Source organism: Gimesia sp. (genome assembly GCF_048262075.1).
Classification (GTDB): domain Bacteria; phylum Planctomycetota; class Planctomycetia; order Planctomycetales; family Planctomycetaceae; genus Gimesia.
In genome coordinates this window covers 700,361-718,981 of record NZ_JBLXFK010000002.1, presented here as the reverse complement: position 1 = coordinate 718,981, position 18,621 = coordinate 700,361, and the positions used below count along the sequence as shown (strand labels likewise).

Genomic DNA, 18,621 nt, shown 5'->3' with positions numbered 1-18,621 from the left:
TACTGCCGTTTGTGCCGGTGAAATTCAGGAGTCTTCACTATGGATTCCAGTGAAGAGCGGGAACCGGTGTCGCGTGTTTCAGTGCACTGTAAACTGGGCACGCGCGCGACTCAAAACAACGTTTATCGCTGATGGCGCGCCGCGGTCAAGTGCATTCTATGCAGCGGGAGTGCGGAAATGTGTCGCTACTGGTGCGGGACGTTCAGTCCTTGAGGCGGATGGTCACACTGGCGGCGTGGGCGGTGAGGCCTTCCTTTTCGGCGAGCAGCGTGATGCCGGGCGCGTCGTTTTTGAGTCCCTGCTGGTTGTAATAGATGACCGAGGAGCGTTTGAGGAAGTCAATCGCACACAGGCCGTTGGCGAAGCGGGCAGTGCCTCCGGTGGGGAGGACGTGCGACGGGCCGGCGTAGTAGTCGCCTGTCGCGACCGGGGTATAGTGGCCCATGAAGATCGCGCCGGCGTTCTGGATTTTGGCGAGTTGCTGATCGGGGTGGGCGGTCGAGATGTGCAGATGCTCGGGAGCCAGGAGATCGGTGTAGCGGGTCGCTTCGTCTTCGTCGTGGGCGAGGATCAACGCGCCGTAGTCGAGCAGACTCTGACGGGCCAGATCGCCGCGCGGGAGTTCGCCCAGCTGGCTGATGAGTGCATCGCGGACGGCTTCGATCAGTGGCGCGTGCCAGGTGATGAGAACGCCGGAACCGGGACTGTGCTCGGCCTGCGAGATCAGATCGCTGGCGATGAACGCGGGGTTCGCGGTTTCGTCGGCGAGCACGATGACTTCACTGGGGCCGGCGATGCTGTCGATGTCGACTTCACCAAAGACGTGACGTTTGGCGAGCGCGACGAACAGGTTACCGGGGCCGACGATTTTGTCGACGCGTTCAATGCCTTCGACGCCATACGCGAGGGCCGCGACAGCCTGGGCACCGCCGACACGGTAGATTTCGGTGATGCCGAGTTCCTGGCAGGCGGCGAGGATGTCGGTGTTGTAGCCGCCGAAATCGGTGGGGGGGACGACGACGACGATCTCTTTGACGCCGGCGGTCTGTGCGGGGATCGCGGTCATCAGCAGCGTGGATGGATACGCGGCCGCACCGCCGGGAATGCAGACGCCGACCCGTTTCAAAGGGAGATAACGCTGGCGGAGTTCAACGCGGGACTCCCCTGCTTCACGGAGGACTTTGACGTCGTCGGGCAGCAGAGCGGACTGGAACTCGATGATGTTCTCGCGGATGCGGCGCAGCGTGGCGAGGTACGCGGGGTCGGCTTTGGCGTGGGCCGCTTTGAGTTCCTCAGCCGAGACGCGCATGGTCTCGGGGGTAAGCTGCTTGCGGTCGAGCTTTTCCGAGTAATCAAGCAGCGCAGCGCGACCTTGGTCGCGGACATCGTTGCAGATCCGTTCGACGACTTCCTGTGGAGACAGGGGTGCGCCGAACAGTTCAATCGTGCGTTGTCTGCCGGCTTCCGAGACGACATTGCCGCGCGGGCTGAGCTTTTCGCGGAGTTCGCTGAAGAGCGCGGTGGCATCGTCGCGGGTGCAGTCGATGGTGGTGATGTCGAGTTCGCTGTGCTGTGTCATGAGTCGGGTATCAGTCTGTTACGCGATGCCGGGCACGGGATAGCTCTGGGCGAATTCCGCGATTTCCCCTTTGACGGTTTCGATGTTGGCTTCGTCTTCAGGAGCACCGAGGACTTTGAGGATCCAGGCACCGACCTTTTTCATTTCGTCTTCTTTCATGCCCCGGGTGGTGAGGGCGGCGGTTCCGATGCGGATGCCGCTGGGATCGAGCGGTTTGCGCTGATCGTAGGGGATCATGTTTTTGTTGACGGTGATGCCGGCCTTGTCGAGTGCCTCTTCGGCGATTTTACCGGAGAGGTCAATCGCGGTGACATCACAGAGCATGAGGTGGTTGTCGGTTCCGCCGGACGCGAGTTTGATGCCGCCGGCCATCAGGGTATCGGCAAGGGCTCTCGCATTGGCGACGATCTGTTGTGCGTAGACCTTGAAGTCGTCGGTATTGGCTTCCTGGAAGCAGATGGCTTTACCGGCGATGACGTGTTCGAGCGGTCCACCCTGAATGCCGGGGAAGACTTCACGGTTGAGGTCTTTGGCGTATTTCTTCTTCATGAGGACGAAGCCGGACCGGGGACCACGCAGAGTTTTGTGAGTGGTGGAAGTGACAAAGTCGGCGACTTCAACGGGGTTATTGTGTACGCCGCCTGCGACGAGGCCGGAATAGTGGGCCATATCGACCATGAGGACCGCACCGACTTCCGCGGCGATTTCCGCGAATTTGGGGTGATCGATTTCACGCGGGTAAGCGGAGGCACCGGCGATGATCATTTTTGGTTTGTGTTCGCGGGCGAGTTTGGCGACCTGATCGTAGTCGATCTGGTGATTGTCTTCACGGACGCCGTAGGGTACGGGATTGTAGAGGGTTCCCGAGAAGTTCAATTTCATGCCGTGAGTCAGGTGACCGCCGTGCGCGAGGTCCATGGCGAGGAAGGTGTCGCCTGGTTTCAGGACGGTGAAGTAGACGGCCATGTTGGCCTGGGAGCCGGAGTGAGGCTGGACGTTGGCGTATTCGGCTCCGAAGAGGCTGCAGGCGCGATCGCGGGCGAGGTTTTCGACGACGTCGACGTATTCGCAACCGCCGTAGTAACGACGACCGGGCAGACCTTCGGCATATTTGTTCGTGAGGATCGAGCCGGCCGCTTCCATAATGGCGGCGCTGGTGTAATTTTCAGAGGCGATCAGCTCCAGGCCATTCTTCTGGCGCTGGGCTTCAGACTGAATACACTTCCAGATTTCGGGATCACACGACTCGAGCACGGACATTCCAATCAACTCCCATGGATATATGGTCAAATTTGGGGGTACAAACGGTACCTTCAGCAGGAAAAAACATATTTTGCTCCCTTATAATGAAGGATTGCCCTGAAAGCTACCCAACGGATTCCCGTATCATTATCCTCGGAGAAAGTTTACTGCTGGTTTACCGCTTTGGGGGAATGATATTTTTACGACTGGCATTTGATAACCCCCTTTTTACTCGATATTTCTTAATTAATGCATTATTACTTGATCTATGTCCGAGACTGACGACGAACAACCTGATCAACTGCTTCAAGGCTCCCCTGCACTGCAGGGAGAACGCGTAGTGTTTACGGGTACTCTTGCTTCGATGACACATCAGAAGGCGGGCGAGTTCGTCGCGCAGCATGGGGGGCAGGCCGCTCAGCATGTAAGTCGACAGACGACACTGCTGGTGGTGGGCGAAGAGGGGTGGCCGCTGGAAGCGGACGGATCACCTTCGGTGAACCTGACGCATGCCCAGGAGCTGATCGCTGAAGGAGCGACGATTCAGATCATCAAGGAATCGGACTGGCTGGCGTTGATTGAGCTGCGCGAGCCGGGTGTGAATGTGGATCAGCTCTACACGCCGGCGATGCTGACTCAGATGCTGGATGTGCCCGTGGGGACGATCCGCCGGTGGGAACGCCAGGGCCTGATCAAGCCGGCGCGAAAGATTTTTCGCCTGCCTTACTTTTCTTTTCAGGAAGTGGCGAGCGTACGGAGATTATCACAACTGCTGGAGTCGGGAGTGAATCCGCGGGAGCTGGAAAGCAGCTTGCAGCACCTGGGGAAATTCTTCAACGAGATCGACGCACCACTGTCTCAGTTGACTTTACTGGCACAGGATGCACAACTGCTGCTGAAAGACGAGCGGGGCCTGATTGATCCACGACAGGGGCAGCGGGTGTTCGACTTTGGAACTGCAGAGACCGAAGTGCCTGAGCTGGCGGACGAGGAATCGTTCGAGGGAACAATTGAGTTCACGGAACATCTGAAGCCGGCGGAACCGGTGGACCGGAGCGCGGACGAGTGGTTCGATGAAGGCTGCCAACTGCTGGATGCCGGCGAAGCGAAGCCGGCGATCGAAGCATTTCGCCTGGCGCTGTTGGGGCAACCCGATATGCCCGAGGCGCATCTGCATCTGGCGGAGGCGCTGTACCTGGACGGGAAGACCGAAGGGGCGCTGGAACGTTATTACGCGGCGGTGGAATGGGATCACGATTACATTGAGGCGTGGACGCAGCTGGGGTGCCTGCATAATGAGCTGGGCGATCCGGAAGCGGCGCTGCAGGCATTTGAGATCGCATTGCGGGTTCACCCCGATTACCCGGATGCGCATCTGCATAAAGCGGAAGTGCTGCATCAGCTGAACCGGGTTGAAGAAGCGGTTCCCCACTGGAAGATCTACCTGGACTTCGATGAGATGGGCCCGTGGGCGGATCTTGCGCGACAGCGATTGCAGGAATACGACGACGGGGACGATCTGCAGTTCCCGTAACGGTTGAACTGTTGGATTTGGGGCAGTGAACCTCTTTCACTATTTCGTTCACGGAGAAAGTCTGTACGTCTGATATTCATCTTTTGCCCGCTGCGCCCCTCCTTATAATTGTTACTCAGTTCTTTGGCATAATTGCTTGCTTCCAAAATGCTTTCGGGTTATGTTGTTATTTTGACGCCAAAATAAAACCCTGGAAGACTGGAACCAATTCCCGATGAAAATAGAACGCATCGAAACTCTGGTGTGTTATGCCCGGATGCGAAACTGGGTGTTTGTCAAAGTAATCACCGATCAGCCCGGCCTGTATGGTTGGGGAGAAGCGACGCTGGAGTGGCATACGCGTGGCGTCGCGGGGACGATTGAAGATCTGTCCCAGTTGTTGATTGGCGAAGATCCGCGGCGGGTGGAATATCTGTGGCAGATGATGTGGCGTCAGCATTTCTGGCATGGGAGTGGCGTGACGCGATCGACGGCGATTGCGGGAATTGACCTGGCGCTGTGGGACATTCTGGGGAAAGTTCATGGAGTGCCCTGCCATCAGTTGTGGGGCGGACCGGTACGGGATTATATCCGGCTGTACTGTCACCTGGGTGGCGGGAACATGGAGTCGTTCTACCAGACTTCGACTGACAACGCGGCGCAGTTTGCAGATCTGGCGCAGGCAGCGGTCGCCGATGGGTTTTCAGCGTTCAAATCGATGGCGGTTCCGCCGACGATGCCGATCGAGGGATTGAAACCGATCAAGGCAGCAGAAGACTGCGTCGCAGCGATGCGGGATGCGGTCGGTGATGACGTGGATATCATGGTGGACTGTCATGCCCGCCCTTCACCGGCGATGGGGCTGCAGTTTGCGAAGGCGCTTGATCCTTACGGTCTGTATTTCTTCGAAGAGCCCTGCTGGCCGGAATCGATGGACAGCCTGGCGACGATCAACGCGGCGGTGACAACGCCGATTGCGACGGGCGAACGGTTGACTCACCTGGCGGCGTTTCGCGATCTGTTTGAGAAACGGGGTTGTGAAATCTGTCAGCTGGACCTGACACACTGCGGCGGTTTCACGGAAGCACGGCGGATCGCCGCGCTGGCGGACGCGTACCGGATTTCGCTGGCGCCGCATAATCCACAGGGACCCGTGAGTACGGCGGCTTCGCTGGAATTCGGATTCTCGCAACCAAGCTATATCATTTGTGAATCGGTGCACGACGATGTACCGTGGAGACAGGATGTGGTGGAGGAAGGTTTTGTGATTGATCCCAAAACGCGGACGGTCAAGCCGAACCAGAAGCCCGGGCTGGGGATTTCGATTAACGAAGCGGAAGTGAAGAAACATCCCTTTCAGCAGGAAACCGTGCAGCGTGTCTTCTATCAGGATGGTGCGGTCGGGGACTGGTAAGGCGCGGCTCACGCCTGGCTCTCTCAATTCTTCAATTATCATTCGATGAACGGAACGACTCATGAGTGAATCAACTCTACAGGCGAAAACACAGTCTGCCTTTCGGGGACGGATTGGAGTGGCGACCGTTGATATCACGCCACCGACTGGAATTTACGCCCGCAACTGGGGGGCAGCGAAACATGATGTGGCGGACTGGATTCACCGCCGCCTGACGCTGAATGCGCTGGTTCTGAGTGAGTCGAATTCCAACCAGCCTCTGGTATTTCTGGATGCTGACCTGGGCTGGTGGCGTTCGCTGCCGACCTTTCGCCGGTTTCAATCAAGACTGCTGGAGGAGCTGGGACTGGATGAAGCGTCGCTGATTTTCGGAGTGAGTCACACGCATGCTTCGCCGCCACTGACCGATCCCGACCCGGATCTGCCCGCGAGTGCATCGCTGGCGGAGTACCTGGAGACGGTGTACCTGGCTGCTGTGAAAGTCACACGGGCCGCGATGAAGAATGCGACGGAGGCAGTACTGGAGTGGAAGACCGGACGCTGCGGTCTGGCATCGATGCGGGACTTGCCGGATCCCGATCCGGAGGCAGAGCGGATTATCTGTGGATGGAATCCGGGAGAAACAGCCGATGATACGCTCGTTGTGGGACGGATTACGAATCTGGAGGGAGCGCTGCAGGCGGTGATCGTGAATTACGCCTGTCATCCAACGACGCTGGCCTGGGAGAATACGGCGATCTCGCCGGACTATCCGGGAGCGATGCGGGATACAATCAAGGAGACCCTGAATGTGCCTGCTCTGTTTATGCAGGGGGCTTCGGGAGAGCTTTCGCCGCGCTATCAATATGTGGGTGATGTCGCGGTGGCGGATCGACATGGTCGACAACTGGCATATGCTGTGATGGCGACGCTGGAAGATATGGAGTCGCCGGGAACCTGTCTGAAATATTCAGGCGTGATGGAATCCGGGGCGCCACTGGCGGTGTGGAAACCGACAGAGGAAAAACCAGGTTTGAAGCTGAAGACACTACAGGCACAGGTGGAAATACCACTGAAAGACTGGCCGACCGCGGATGAACTGGAAGCGCAGCGGCAGGCGTGTACGGACCGGGCATTGGAAGAACGGTTGCGGCGACGCAGGAATATTCGCCGGGGAATCGGAGACGGTAAGACGCTGGAATTACCGATCTGGGTGTGGCAGATGGGAGAGACGATTCTGATCGGCAGCCCGACGGAAGCGTATTCGATTCTGCAGCGGGAACTGCGGCGACGGTATCCCGAGCGGACGATTGCCTGTCTGAATCTGATCAACGGAACGACCGGATACCTGGCACCGGCGGAGTTGTATGACCTGGATCTGTACCAGGTATGGCAGACGCCGTTTGAGCGGGGTGGACTGGAGCAGGTGATCGAAGCGATGGCGGATGCGATCGGGCAGATCATCGAAACGGAAACAGTTTGAGTTCGCGAAGAATTCCAAATAGCGAGACAGGAAGAATAAGTTTATGGCGGCATTGATTCAGGGGGTCTTACCGGTTCTGCATACCCCTCTCCGAGAAGACGAGACGATTGACCGGGATGTTTTTGCGCGGGAAATCGACTGGTGTTTTGAACTGGGCGCCGATGGTGTGTGTGGTGCGATGGTTTCAGAAGTGCTGCGTCTGACCTACGAGGAACGGCTGAATCTCACGACGCTGATGGTGGAACTGACGGCGGGTCGGGGGACGGTGATTGCCAGTGTGGGAGCAGAGAGTACGCGGCAGGCGGTTACCTTCGCGCGTCAGGCTGAAGATGCTGGTTGTGCAGCAGTGATGGCGATTCCCCCGGTGACGACTGCCCTGCCCGACGCGGCGCTGTGGGATTATTTTTCAACGCTGGCAAAGCAATGCAGTCTGCCCCTGGTCGTTCAGGATGCTTCGTCTTACGTCGGTCGCGCGATTTCAATTGAGTTTTACAAACGACTGCTGGATGAGTTCGGTCCCGAAAAAATTCTGTTCAAACCGGAAGCCTCGCCAATCGGACCGAATCTGTCTGCGTTGCGGGATGCGACGGGGGGACAGGCCCGGATCTTTGATGGTTCAGGAGGAATTCTACTGGTGGATGCGTATCGGCGAGGGATCAGTGGTACGATGCCGGGCGTGGATCTGCTGGATGGGATCATGGCTTTGTGGCAGGCGCTGCAGGCGGGCGACGATGCTGCCGTCTATCGAATTTATTTTCCCATCTGTGCGATTGTGGCGCTGCAGTTACAGGCGGGGCTGGACGGTTTTCTGGCGATTGAAAAGTATCTGCTGGTTAAACGCGGGATTTTTAGTTCGGATCGTCGCTGTGAGCCCAACGCGTGGAGCCTGGATGAAGAGACCCGTGCGGAAGTAGATCGCTTGTATGAACTGCTGATGGAATCATTGTAACGGCTGTTGTAGGGAGTAATCAGAGTGAATGAATCAGAAAACGCGTCCGCACGAGAAGACGCGGCTCCCACGCATGCCCGTTTCATGGTGCTGACACTATTGTGTCTGGTGGCAGCGGTCGCTTATGTCAGTCGTAATGCGATTTCCGTGCCTGCGAAACTGATCCAGGAAGAACTCGATATGAGCCTGACCCAGATGGGTTGGGTGATGAGTGCTTTTTTCTGGAGTTATGCTTTGTCGCAGATTCCGAGTGGCTGGGTCGGACATGTCTGGGGAACGCGGCGTGCTCTGACCGCGTTTGCTGTTCTGTGGTCGATTGCGACCGCCTTGACGGGCATGGCGACGGGGTTCTGGATGTTAATCGGCGTGCGTCTGATTTTTGGTATTTCGCAAGCCGGGATATTCCCCTGTTGTGCGAGTACGATTTCCAAATGGCTACCCAAAGCCCGACGGGGTTTTGCCAGTGGTCTGTTGGGAAGTTTCATGTCGATTGGAAGTGCCTTTGGGGCATTCAGCATCGGCTTGCTGCTGCAGGGAATCGATTTGGGTGGCATCCAGATTCCGGGACTGAGCTGGCGGACGATCATGTATCTTTGCGCTGTGCCAGGTTTCGTGTGGGCGTTCTGTTTTTATTACTGGTTTCGCGATCGCCCTGAAATGCATCGTGGCGTGAATTCGGCAGAACTGGATATCATTCGTGGCGGTGAGGTCAAAGTCAAAGCGGAAGACTCGACGGTCCAGAGACAGGATGAACATGGCGAGCCGACCCCCTGGGGGAAAATTCTGACCAGCTTTTCGATGTGGATGATATGTGGTCAGCAGTTCTTTCGGGCAGCTGGTACCATTTTTTATATGACTTGGTTTCCTGTTTATCTGCAGAAAGCGCGGGGTATCACGATTGCTTCTTCGGGCATCTGGACCAGTTTCCCTCTGATGTCATTTGTTGTGGGGAATTTTCTGGGGGGGATCGCCGTTGACTGGGTTCTGCAGCGAACCGGGAGTCGCCGCTGGAGTCGACAGGGAGTGGCGATTGTCGCGATGCTGGGCTGTGGATTTTGTACTCTATTAGCTTATTTCGTAAGCGAGATGAATCTGGCGATGACGCTGATCACAGTCAGCATGTTTTTTGCTGGTCTGGGTGGGGCCTGTGGATACACGGTGACCATCGACAAGGGAGGTCAGCATGTCGCACCGATCTTCGGGATGATGAATATGGCAGGCAATCTGGGAGCGGCGTTGCTGCCCGTGATTGTGGGAGCCATGTTCCAGGCCCAATTGTATAAACCGGTGCTGATTCTGATGACGGGGATCTATCTGGGGGCAGCAGTCTGCTGGATGCTGTTAAATCCAAACGGGACGGTGTTTGAAGAAAAGCGGTCACTGTAGCGGGCGAAAAAAACTCTGACGAGTCAAAGCTGGTCAGAGTTGATATTACTTCCGATTGGACTGGCAGAGTGGAATTAGACTGTGTCCAATTTTACTGTAGCGTCTCCCGGTCCAGTTGGACCGGGTATTTTAGATTGCTTATAATGCGTTCTAGTGGTTCAGACTCCAGAAGATGACGTATGTTCCGACAATCACTGTGTAGCTGAATGTGCAGACCATTAATACGGTGAGAAACTTTCCTGCACTGGCATCTTCAGTTGCCATCGATTCAATTTCTGTTTCGGAGTATGGCAGTTCCTGGTTCGGCTGTGACTCATTCATGTTTGTGGTCTCAATATTTCAAACTGTCTGGAGTGATACGTTTACTTTTCAAGCAGTTGCAGTAACAGGTTACTGGAAGGATACGGGTGACCGCAATGTTGCACGAAGGCTTCTCCGTAGGCGGCGCCAATTTTTTTGCCGCGGGCTGCTGACCAGCGTTCGGTTCCGTCTAGGTATTCATCCAGGCCGTGCTGTTTGCGGAGCCAGGCTCGCTGGCTTTCATGGCAGGCCAGCATTTTAATTTTCAGATCGAATGTTTCTGAGATGTCGATGATGAACTGCGGTTCAATGGGGTTCCCGAAGTAATCGCAGCCTTCAATAGGATCGACATAGTAGAGATGCGGAATTTTTTCCGTGGGAGGAGCCGGCTGAAACTGATGGGTGGTGTAGTTAGGAGCAGAAGCGCCAAAGCAGGCATCGCGGACGAGGCGGCTGGTCATTTCGTGATCACTCATATAGTCGACGGGAGGCGCGGTGATGACGATGTCGGGACGGGCTTTACGAACGGCTTCAGTAACCCGCTGACGGGAATCCTGATCGATCACGATGGAGAGATCGCGGAATTCAAGGCACATGTAGTCGACTCCCAGCATATCAGCGGCTTTCTGGGCTTCCGCGCGGCGGACATTGGCAATTTCCACCGGTCCCATTTCTGCGCTGCCACAGTCCCCGGCGGTCATTGTGGCGATGGTAATGTGGCATCCCAGATTTTTCAGGCGGGCTAAAGTGCCCGCGCACTGGATTTCAATATCGTCAGGATGGGCGTGAATCGCGAGAATTCGTGGAGATTCTGCCTGATTTGCCATGGGAATTTCTCTCTCTGTACATTTAGGTCAATTTTTTGATAGTAGGCTGAGCGTGAGGCTAGACTATGTCCCGTTTTACTGTCGCGTCTTCAGGGGCATTTGGACCGAGTATAATAGTACGAAAGACGCTATGGTAAAATGTGATGCACTCTAGTTATAATAAACATTCATAAAAAAAACACGCACACCGGGTTCTACTGTTCGCGTGGTTACTTTAAATTCACAGTTCAGTCCGGTGAAATCGTTATAATAGAGATGTGATTCTGCTGAAGAATGGTTTCCACTTCTTTCTTGCTTTACAGGTAAAACTCGTCTGATGGCTATCGATATTTCACGTTCCGTTCACGTTACCCCCAAGTCCAAGTTTGTGCGACATACGAAAGTCCCTACGGTCATTTTCGAAACGTCATCTGAGCTGGCTAAATATGTAGCCGGGGTGGTGGCAGATCTGATTCGTAAGAAAAACAACGCCGGCAGCCCGGCTATTCTGGGACTGCCTACCGGTTCAACTCCGCTGGGCGTGTACCGTGAATTGATTCGCCTGCACAATGAAGAGCAACTGGACTTTTCCAATGTGGTTACATTCAATCTGGATGAATACTGGCCGATGGATCCCGATTCGATTCACAGCTATCACAAATTCATGCAGGAGAATTTTTTCGATCATGTGAATGTGAAACCAGAGAATATCCATATTCCTCGCGGCAATATTCCCGCTGAAGAGGTGGATCTGTTCTGTGAAGAGTACGAACGCACTATTGAGCAGTTCGGCGGCCTGGATCTGCAATTGCTGGGAATTGGACGTTCGGGGCATATCGGATTTAATGAACCTGGAAGTGCCCGGAACAGCCTGACCCGTCTAGTTAACCTGGACCCGGTAACCCGGCGTGATGCAGCGAGTGGTTTTTTTGGCGAAGATAATGTGCCTCATCACGCGATCACGATGGGCGTGGGCAGTATTCTGTCCGCCAAGAAAATTATCATCATGGCCTTGGGCGAGCATAAAGCGCAGGTTGTCAAAAAGGCGGCTGAACTCGAAGTCACCGATGATGTATCCGCCAGCTTTCTACAGACCCATACCAATTCGGTATTCGTCGTAGACAGTGCAGCCGCTGCGGAGCTGACGGCTGTGAAAACACCGTGGATTGTCGGAAATATCGAATGGACGCCGATACTGGAGAAAAAAGCGGTCATCTGGCTGTCCCGCGAGGTGGGAAAGCCACTGTTGAAGCTGGAAGAGGAAGACTTTTTGCATAATCATCTGCATCAGATGCTACATAAATATGGCTCCGTAGCTCAGATTCGTGAAAGCGTCTTCGATTCCCTGCTGGAAGGAATCTGCACCAAGCCAGCGGGCGTTGAACCTCAACGCGTCATTGTGTTCAGCCCACATCCTGACGACGATGTGATTTCAATGGGGGGCACGCTGATTACCCTGGCAGACCAGGGGCATGAAGTCTATATTGCTTATATGACCAGCGGCAATATTGCCGTGTTCGATCATGACGCGTTGCGGCATATTGATTTTGTCTGTGAATTTCATCAGCTGTTTCATGCAGATGATCGAGCGGTACTGGAGAATTTGCAGAATCTGAAAACAAGTATTGAAAACAAAAAAGCCGGCGATTTGGATACAGAAGCCATGCTGGGAATTAAGGGGCTGATCCGAAAGACAGAAGCAACTGCCGGTGCGGATGTCGCGGGAGTACCCGAGGAACGCCTGCGGTTTCTGGATTTGCCTTTCTACCGCACGGGTCAGGTTTCCAAGAAGCCAATCGGGGAAGAAGATATTGCCATCGTGGCAGACCTGCTGCGGGAAGTGAATCCGCATCAGATTTATGTCGCCGGCGATTTGTCTGATCCGCATGGAACTCACCGGGTCTGTGCAGAAGCAGTGATCAATGCTATGAATGTGGTTGTGGAAGAAGGAGTGGCTCCCGAGTTCTGGATGTATCGCGGGGCCTGGGAAGAGTATGAACCGCATGAAATTGAGCGGGCGGTTCCGCTGAGCCCGGAGGTCGTGCTGAGAAAACGGGAAGCGATATTCAAGCACGAGTCACAGAAGGACAGTGCCTTCTATCCGGGGAGTGATAAACGGGAATTCTGGGTGCGAGCGGAAGATCGAACCCGAAATACAGCCAAAGTTTACAATGAACTGGGGCTGCCCGAATATTTCGCAATCGAAGCTTTCAAGCATTATCACGGCGAACTTTGAACAGGTATTGCGATCCATTTTCAGCAAATCCCCCCTGCTCTGTGTAGTGAAGCCGGAAAACTATCTGAAATCGGTCTCCGAATTGTAATTTTTTCCAGCTTCGTCTTGCCTTAAAAGTGGTATTTCGCGTAAAACTCGCGGCATAAAGTGTTATACACAGGAATTTTGCTGAGGGAGTGGCAGAATTCGCTGCAAAGCGACTTCCGCAGAACTGTGACGGTCAGCTTCAGATTGACGTGGGCCAAACGTTACAGGACCCCAACTTGGGATCAGACATTTCGCGACCTCGGTTCTTCAAATAGTGACAGACTCTCAAAGGAAGGAGAGCAATAAACGATGAGGCATCGACATCAAATCTTTTCGATCGCAGCAGGTTTGCTGTTAATCATTCAGTTCGGTTGTGGCGACGGAGATTCTGCAGCACCACAGGCAGCGGGAAATCATACAGACGGGAAACTGGACGGGGCTCCCGCAGATACGCAACTGGAAGCCGTACCCAAAGCTTCGATTACTCAAGTTTCGCAGACGGGGGCTGGTCCTGCGTTAACACCAAATATGGTGCAGACCGCCAGTCTGGAACGGGAGCAGCGTGATCTCGACGATCTGGATGGAGATGACGCTTCCCCGGCGGATGAAGAAATTAAAATTGAAGATCTGAAAGCGGGGTCTGCCGAATGGAATGTGCGGGAGATTACCCGGCTGAAAGTTCAGGCCATTCCGAAAACGGAGAATGTGGAAGAGCTGAGAGCTGCCCGGGCAGAGCGGAATAAGAAAATTATTCAATTGGCAATGGAAGCGGTTAAACAGACACATGCAGATAAGGAAAAGTCACGTCTGTTTACCGTCTGCATCAATCATCTGCTGGAAGCCCATCTTCAACAGGCATTACAGGGTGACCAGGAAAGTATCGACGCGTTGTACGACCATTCCGAGTCCCTGTATAAACGCGATCCCAAATCACAGTCTGCCGCGGACGCAGGTTTTACTGTGGCCAAGTTTGCCAATACGAGTGCACAGCGATTTGCTAAACAGGATCCTCGCTGGATAGAAGAGTTCGTCAAGCAGTCACGTCTGTTTGCATCACGGTTTCCCCAGGAAACGGTGCGTGCTCCCCAGCTTCTACAGGCGGCGGCAGAAACCAGCCAGCTTTATGGCTTGAATAAACAGGCGCTGGATTGCTGCCTCGACCTGGAAGCACGCTTTCCCAAGAGTAATGAGACTGCTCAGATTCTCGGGCTGTCCCGTCGTCTGAAGCTGAAAGGCAATCCGCTGCAACTGGCTGGAGAAACCATCGAGGGCGGATTCGTTTCGATTGATGACTACAAAGGGAGTGTGGTGCTGGTTGTCTTCTGGGCATCGACTGCGCGGCCATTTATTGAACAACTTCCCGAGATTCAGGCATTGTCACAAAAGTACCGCAAATACGGGTTTGAAATTGTGGGTGTGAATCTGGACCTGGAAGAACCAGCCATTGATGCTTTTCAGGAAAAGACACCGCTGGACTGGCGGCAGATCTTCTATTCCTCCCGTGACAAGCGTGGCTGGAATAATCCGGCAGCAGTCTTTTACGGCGTACGGACAGTTCCCATGCTGATGCTGGTGGATCATACCGGGGTTACAGAACTGGTGACATCAGAGGCGAAAGATCTGGAAGAGCCACTGAGATCACTCTTACGAAAGAAGACTGCAGCGAACGCGCAGTAATCAAAAAGAAACAGACTGAATGATGAAAGCTCCGAAGGTTCCTGTAATCTTCGGAGCTTTTTTAGTGTGAAACAGATGATTCACGGAAGTGGTGTGGCAGGTTTGAATTCCTGCAGTCGTTCGCCTACCACTTTGTTATCAGGCATCAAGGTTCCCATCACAGATGCCAGCGCGGTATTCAGTCCGGGTTCTGTGGCGGCCTGATAGGCAGCTCGGATCGACGCGACTTCTTTGGAATCAACGAGCAATCCGAACTTCTGGATATGAAATGCCAGTTGCAGGGCGGCGATTTCTTTGACGTCATCCTCCAGGGTTTTGTTGGTAATGATCGTAACCAGATCTGCCTGGGCAGTACGAGTGGGAATCCCGCCCAGAGTGATCAGGGCATTGGATGCCAGGGCACGGTCGGGGACCAGTTGCAGTAAAGAATTTTCCGCAGGTGTCAGATCGTAGATTCTGCCTCTCTGGCTGGAGGCGATATGTGACAGCCAATACAGAGCGGCAGTCCGATATTCTGAGCGGAGCTCACCACTTAATTCAGGAGTTTTGAGGCTGTTAAGAAATGGGCTGACCTGTGTGCCGATATCTTCTGTATTTTCTGATTCCACTACGTATTGCACTAAAGGATAATGCCGCGTTACATATTCAATTTTGTTTTTGAGACGTAGTGGGCCATAGATAATAATTGGAATATTTGCGGTACGGGAATCTGCTCTGAGGTTGGCAATTGTTTGTGAAAGCCCCCAACGCATGATATTGTATTCGAGGGCAATGAATTCGACATCCATCCGTTTGGTGGCTGCTTTAAAGCCAGACATTCCGGTTTGAGTCGACTCTGTTTCATAACCGAGTTCGTGGAACACGCCCGCCATAGTCTGGCCTCGCGGAATGCTGCTGTCAACAACGATCGCGGACTGTTTTCCTTCTCCGGCTAAGGCACGGGTCAGGATGGCGATGACGCGTGTCGCTCCCGGAAATGTGTTGGCAGGATCGAGTTGCATAATGGCGGTCGCGGCGGCGAACTGTACGCGGCGATCGGGATAATTCAAAGCAGCAATCAGCGAAGAGTGTTGATCCAGTTTCTCATACAGCAGGTTTCGGGAACCAGTCTGTCCCAGAGCTTTTAAGGCAGCCAGTGCACTGGGGGTATGTCCCTGTTTCATCGCCAGTGCCAGAACCTGGCTGACCGCTTTCGGGCCTGACAGTAATGCCAGATTAAAGGCAGTGCCTGGACCTTCAGGCAGCGGGTTGTTCCAGCCCACCTGATAGGCTTCCAAAGCGAGTGTCATTGCCAGATAAAGTGTCTGTACCTCTTGCTTGTCTGGAGACATTTCCAGAGCTTCTTTAGCCAGACGCAAGCCTTCAATCAGGCCAACTTCCTGAGCCGGCAGTTCTTTCTGTACGACGGTCTGTTGTGTATTATCCCAGACCCAGATTTTCTGCTTTTTCGTTGCTTCGACATGATTCTTATAGAACTGTAATGCCGCATTTTTTAGAACCTGCTGTGCCTCGTGGCGGTTAAGCTCAAACACATTTCGGGGGTCTTTCCCCAGGATTTTTGAGAGAGCCTGACGCGCTGCGATTTGGACGCTCTGTTCCTGGCTTTGTGAAAAAGCAGGATTCCAGAGGTAGAGTGCCGCAGAAGGATCAGCGATGTCTCCCAGAACTTCAGCAGCGATCTTGCGGACCCGATTCTCTGGAGCCCGTAAGGCAGCGATCAGCGGTTCTACGACCGGTTTACCCAACTGGGACAAAGCGAATGCCAGTTCGTCATTTCTGCCAGGTTCTTCGCTTTTATTCAACTGTTTCAATATGGGAGGGGCCACGATTGATCCGGCAGATTTGAGCTGGATGATCGCAATGTTACGATCTGTGGGAGTACCTGACAGATCATTGATTAACCCGTTGATACGGGCGGGATCTGTGGCGTATGCACGGAAAGCAGCTTCCATCTGATTTAGAAGAGTAACCGATTCCGGTTGTAACTTTTTATTGTTCGCCAGGGAAAGAAATGCGGCAGGACCATGCTCATCACGGAGTTTCAACAGGGTTTCCTGGTCGAGGTTGGCTTTCAGGAGTTGTTCCAGATAGGGTTTGGCAGAAGCGGCATGCCCGAGCCCGGTCAGCTGAATGACGGCCTGCAGCATTTGTGCGGGCGTTTCAGGTTTCGACAGCAGAAGATCATCGGGGTCAAGGTTGGAAATCGTCGCTGACTTTTGAAATTGCGGCGGTATTTCATCCTGTGACCAGACGTGCGGGGACGTACTCAGGGTACAGAGAATGACCAGAGCAAATGCTGCCAGGATCCGATTATTAAAAGACATTCAGTCGACTCCGTGTCGTCATGGTTGTCGGCTATTCATGGGGCTGCCTGCGAACAGACCCGGTTCCAGGTCTGTCTGCCTGACAGATTGAATATCTCTGATGAGAATACACAGTTACAGAAATTATATACTATTCTTATCACCTTACCCAAAACAACATAATTCAATTATTTCGTTTCAAGTCTTCACAGAAATCAGGTGGTATGTATTCAAATAGACATATTCAGGGTAGAAGCTTCTGTATCTATTATCATCGTTTCTGACGGGGATAAGGGTGCAATCGAAGAAAGAGGATGCACGTATCTTTGCTGTACCCAATGTATTACAGAGCGCAAGAACCCATTAACTGTTATAACCGTACCAAGGCAGACTGGTCTTCTGAACATATTGAAGTGACAGATTAGTCCGTCAGTGTTGATCTCAGGTTTGTTCGAGGGCAATCAGCTCTTCATAGGTTTCCCGCCGACGTATAACCTGATACTCGCTGCCATCGACCAGAATTTCTGCACTACGGGGACGCGCGTTGTAATTACTGCTCATTACAGAGCCGTAGGCACCTGCGCTGAACATGCAGAGATAGTCGCCTCGCTCCATGGGAGGCAGGTAGCGGTCTTTCGCAAAATAGTCACAGGATTCGCAAACCGGGCCGACAACATCAGCGGGTTCACAGCCTTCGATTTCGCCTTCACAGTCGAAGGGCATGGGAACGGCTGGTTTCACAGGCCAGACTCGATGATAGGAATCGTACATGGCAGGACGGACGAGATCGGTCATACCCCCATCCTGAATGTAGAACAGCTTGCCCCCTTCCCGCTTGGTAAAGACGATCTGGCTGATTAACACGCCGGAATTACCGGCGATGAAGCGGCCCGGTTCCAGTGCGAGGCGACAGCCGATTTCTTTAATCGTGGGAACAATGACATCTGCATAGGTTTGAGCAGAAGGACCTTCGTCGGTCTTGTAGCTGATTCCAAAGCCGCCTCCCAGGTTAAGCCAGTTGGTATTATGGCCTTTCTCACGTAGTTGGGAGATGACTTCAGCCCCTTTTTTGACAGCTTTCGCATAGGGATCGGTCGACAGAATGGGAGAACCCAGGTGCATATGAATGCCGGTCAGTTCCAGGTGTTCGTCTTTGAGCACTTTGTCGGCCAGTTCGGTGGCACGTTCGATATCCATGCCGAACTTGTTGCCTTTTTTACCTGTTGTTGTTTTGTGATGTGTTTTGGCGTCGATATCCGGGTTCAGACGCAAAGCGACGCGGCCCACACAGTTCATTTCACCAGCGATCCTGGCAATGGCATCGAGTTCGGCTTCACTTTCCACGTCGAACATCAAGATATCGGCTTTGAGTGCCTGGCGAATTTCTTCATCGGTTTTACCGACACCCGCGAAAACAACGCGTGAGGTATCAGCGCCTGCCTGCTGCACGCGGAACAGTTCTCCCCCGGAAACAACATCAAAACTGCTGCCGGCGTCGTTCATGGTTTTGAGAATGCTCAGGTTTCCGTTGGCTTTGACGGAATAGCAGATGACCGGATCGACTTCGGCAAACGCGTACTGGATTTCTTTCAAACGCCCGAGAAAGTCTGATTTGGAATACACCCACAGCGGAGTGCCAAACTCTTCTGCGAGTTGAGCGACGGGGACATTTTCACAAAACAATTCATCATTCTGGTAATGAAATGCAGTCATTGCGTAGCCTTTGC

Annotated in this window: 13 protein-coding genes; 7 read left to right on the top strand and 6 right to left on the bottom strand. The window is 53.8% G+C overall.

What is annotated here, in order from left to right; genetic code table 11:
- Positions 1–202: 202 nt before the first annotated feature.
- Together hisD and glyA are read right to left on the bottom strand one after the other, a co-directional pair.
- A complete protein-coding gene (gene hisD, locus ACN0YH_RS06395) occupies positions 203–1,579 on the bottom strand; it encodes a histidinol dehydrogenase (RefSeq protein ID WP_417378727.1) in 1,377 nt (458 codons plus the stop codon).
- A gap of 18 nt (positions 1,580–1,597) precedes the next feature.
- Entirely contained in the window at positions 1,598–2,839 is a 1,242-nt protein-coding gene (glyA, locus tag ACN0YH_RS06390) for a serine hydroxymethyltransferase (RefSeq protein ID WP_417378726.1), read from the bottom strand.
- 250 nt (positions 2,840–3,089) lie between these two features.
- Here glyA and ACN0YH_RS06385 point away from each other — a divergent pair, with 250 nt between their 5' ends.
- The 5 genes from ACN0YH_RS06385 to ACN0YH_RS06365 all read left to right on the top strand — a co-directional run bounded on the left by ACN0YH_RS06385 (position 3,090) and on the right by ACN0YH_RS06365 (position 9,545).
- A complete protein-coding gene (locus tag ACN0YH_RS06385; protein WP_417378725.1) occupies positions 3,090–4,355 on the top strand; it encodes a tetratricopeptide repeat protein in 1,266 nt (421 codons plus the stop codon).
- A 214-nt stretch (positions 4,356–4,569) separates the two neighbouring features.
- Positions 4,570–5,748 (top strand): galactonate dehydratase, encoded by a 1,179-nt coding sequence (dgoD, locus tag ACN0YH_RS06380; RefSeq protein WP_145224947.1) that lies wholly within the window; start codon positions 4,570–4,572, stop codon positions 5,746–5,748.
- Between the two features lie 61 nt (positions 5,749–5,809).
- Complete coding sequence (locus ACN0YH_RS06375; RefSeq protein ID WP_417378724.1) at positions 5,810–7,210, top strand: alkaline ceramidase; 1,401 nt, start codon at positions 5,810–5,812, stop codon at positions 7,208–7,210.
- Positions 7,211–7,253: 43 nt separating this feature from the next.
- A complete protein-coding gene (locus tag ACN0YH_RS06370) occupies positions 7,254–8,159 on the top strand; it encodes a dihydrodipicolinate synthase family protein (protein ID WP_417378723.1) in 906 nt (301 codons plus the stop codon).
- Between the two features lie 24 nt (positions 8,160–8,183).
- Positions 8,184–9,545, top strand: a complete 1,362-nt coding sequence (locus tag ACN0YH_RS06365; RefSeq protein ID WP_417378722.1) for an MFS transporter — start codon at positions 8,184–8,186, stop codon at positions 9,543–9,545.
- 150 nt (positions 9,546–9,695) lie between these two features.
- Here the strand turns inward: ACN0YH_RS06365 and ACN0YH_RS06360 are convergent, their stop codons facing one another.
- The gene (locus tag ACN0YH_RS06360) at positions 9,696–9,866 is read right to left on the bottom strand and encodes a hypothetical protein (protein ID WP_417378721.1); all 171 of its coding nucleotides are present in this window, start codon (positions 9,864–9,866) and stop codon (positions 9,696–9,698) included.
- A gap of 41 nt (positions 9,867–9,907) precedes the next feature.
- Complete coding sequence (locus ACN0YH_RS06355; protein ID WP_417378720.1) at positions 9,908–10,672, bottom strand: PIG-L deacetylase family protein; 765 nt, start codon at positions 10,670–10,672, stop codon at positions 9,908–9,910.
- A 316-nt stretch (positions 10,673–10,988) separates the two neighbouring features.
- Here ACN0YH_RS06355 and nagB point away from each other — a divergent pair, with 316 nt between their 5' ends.
- Positions 10,989–12,887 carry a glucosamine-6-phosphate deaminase gene (nagB, locus tag ACN0YH_RS06350; protein ID WP_417378719.1) on the top strand — a complete coding sequence of 633 codons (1,899 nt, stop codon included), beginning with the start codon at positions 10,989–10,991 and terminating at the stop codon, positions 12,885–12,887.
- Between the two features lie 336 nt (positions 12,888–13,223).
- The gene (locus tag ACN0YH_RS06345) at positions 13,224–14,591 is read left to right on the top strand and encodes a TlpA disulfide reductase family protein (RefSeq protein ID WP_417378718.1); all 1,368 of its coding nucleotides are present in this window, start codon (positions 13,224–13,226) and stop codon (positions 14,589–14,591) included.
- Positions 14,592–14,671: 80 nt separating this feature from the next.
- Here ACN0YH_RS06345 and ACN0YH_RS06340 read toward each other — a convergent pair whose 3' ends face one another.
- Positions 14,672–16,915, bottom strand: a complete 2,244-nt coding sequence (locus tag ACN0YH_RS06340; protein WP_417378717.1) for a HEAT repeat domain-containing protein — start codon at positions 16,913–16,915, stop codon at positions 14,672–14,674.
- Between the two features lie 420 nt (positions 16,916–17,335).
- On the bottom strand, positions 17,336–18,607 hold the full coding sequence (gene lysA, locus ACN0YH_RS06335; RefSeq protein WP_417378716.1) for a diaminopimelate decarboxylase: 1,272 nt from the start codon (positions 18,605–18,607) through the stop codon (positions 17,336–17,338).
- Between the last annotated feature and the right edge of the window lie 14 nt (positions 18,608–18,621).

Bases quoted from the DNA above. Each gene is read 5' to 3' on its own strand.
- hisD (WP_417378727.1), bottom strand. From the start codon at position 1,579: ATGACACAGCACAGCGAACTCGACATCACCACCATCGACTGCACCCGC.
- glyA (WP_417378726.1), bottom strand. From the start codon at position 2,839: ATGTCCGTGCTCGAGTCGTGTGATCCCGAAATCTGGAAGTGTATTCAG.
- ACN0YH_RS06385 (WP_417378725.1), top strand. From the start codon at position 3,090: ATGTCCGAGACTGACGACGAACAACCTGATCAACTGCTTCAAGGCTCC.
- dgoD (WP_145224947.1), top strand. From the start codon at position 4,570: ATGAAAATAGAACGCATCGAAACTCTGGTGTGTTATGCCCGGATGCGA.
- ACN0YH_RS06375 (WP_417378724.1), top strand. From the start codon at position 5,810: ATGAGTGAATCAACTCTACAGGCGAAAACACAGTCTGCCTTTCGGGGA.
- ACN0YH_RS06370 (WP_417378723.1), top strand. From the start codon at position 7,254: ATGGCGGCATTGATTCAGGGGGTCTTACCGGTTCTGCATACCCCTCTC.
- ACN0YH_RS06360 (WP_417378721.1), bottom strand. From the start codon at position 9,866: ATGAATGAGTCACAGCCGAACCAGGAACTGCCATACTCCGAAACAGAA.
- ACN0YH_RS06355 (WP_417378720.1), bottom strand. From the start codon at position 10,672: ATGGCAAATCAGGCAGAATCTCCACGAATTCTCGCGATTCACGCCCAT.
- nagB (WP_417378719.1), top strand. From the start codon at position 10,989: ATGGCTATCGATATTTCACGTTCCGTTCACGTTACCCCCAAGTCCAAG.
- ACN0YH_RS06345 (WP_417378718.1), top strand. From the start codon at position 13,224: ATGAGGCATCGACATCAAATCTTTTCGATCGCAGCAGGTTTGCTGTTA.
- ACN0YH_RS06340 (WP_417378717.1), bottom strand. From the start codon at position 16,915: ATGTCTTTTAATAATCGGATCCTGGCAGCATTTGCTCTGGTCATTCTC.
- lysA (WP_417378716.1), bottom strand. From the start codon at position 18,607: ATGACTGCATTTCATTACCAGAATGATGAATTGTTTTGTGAAAATGTC.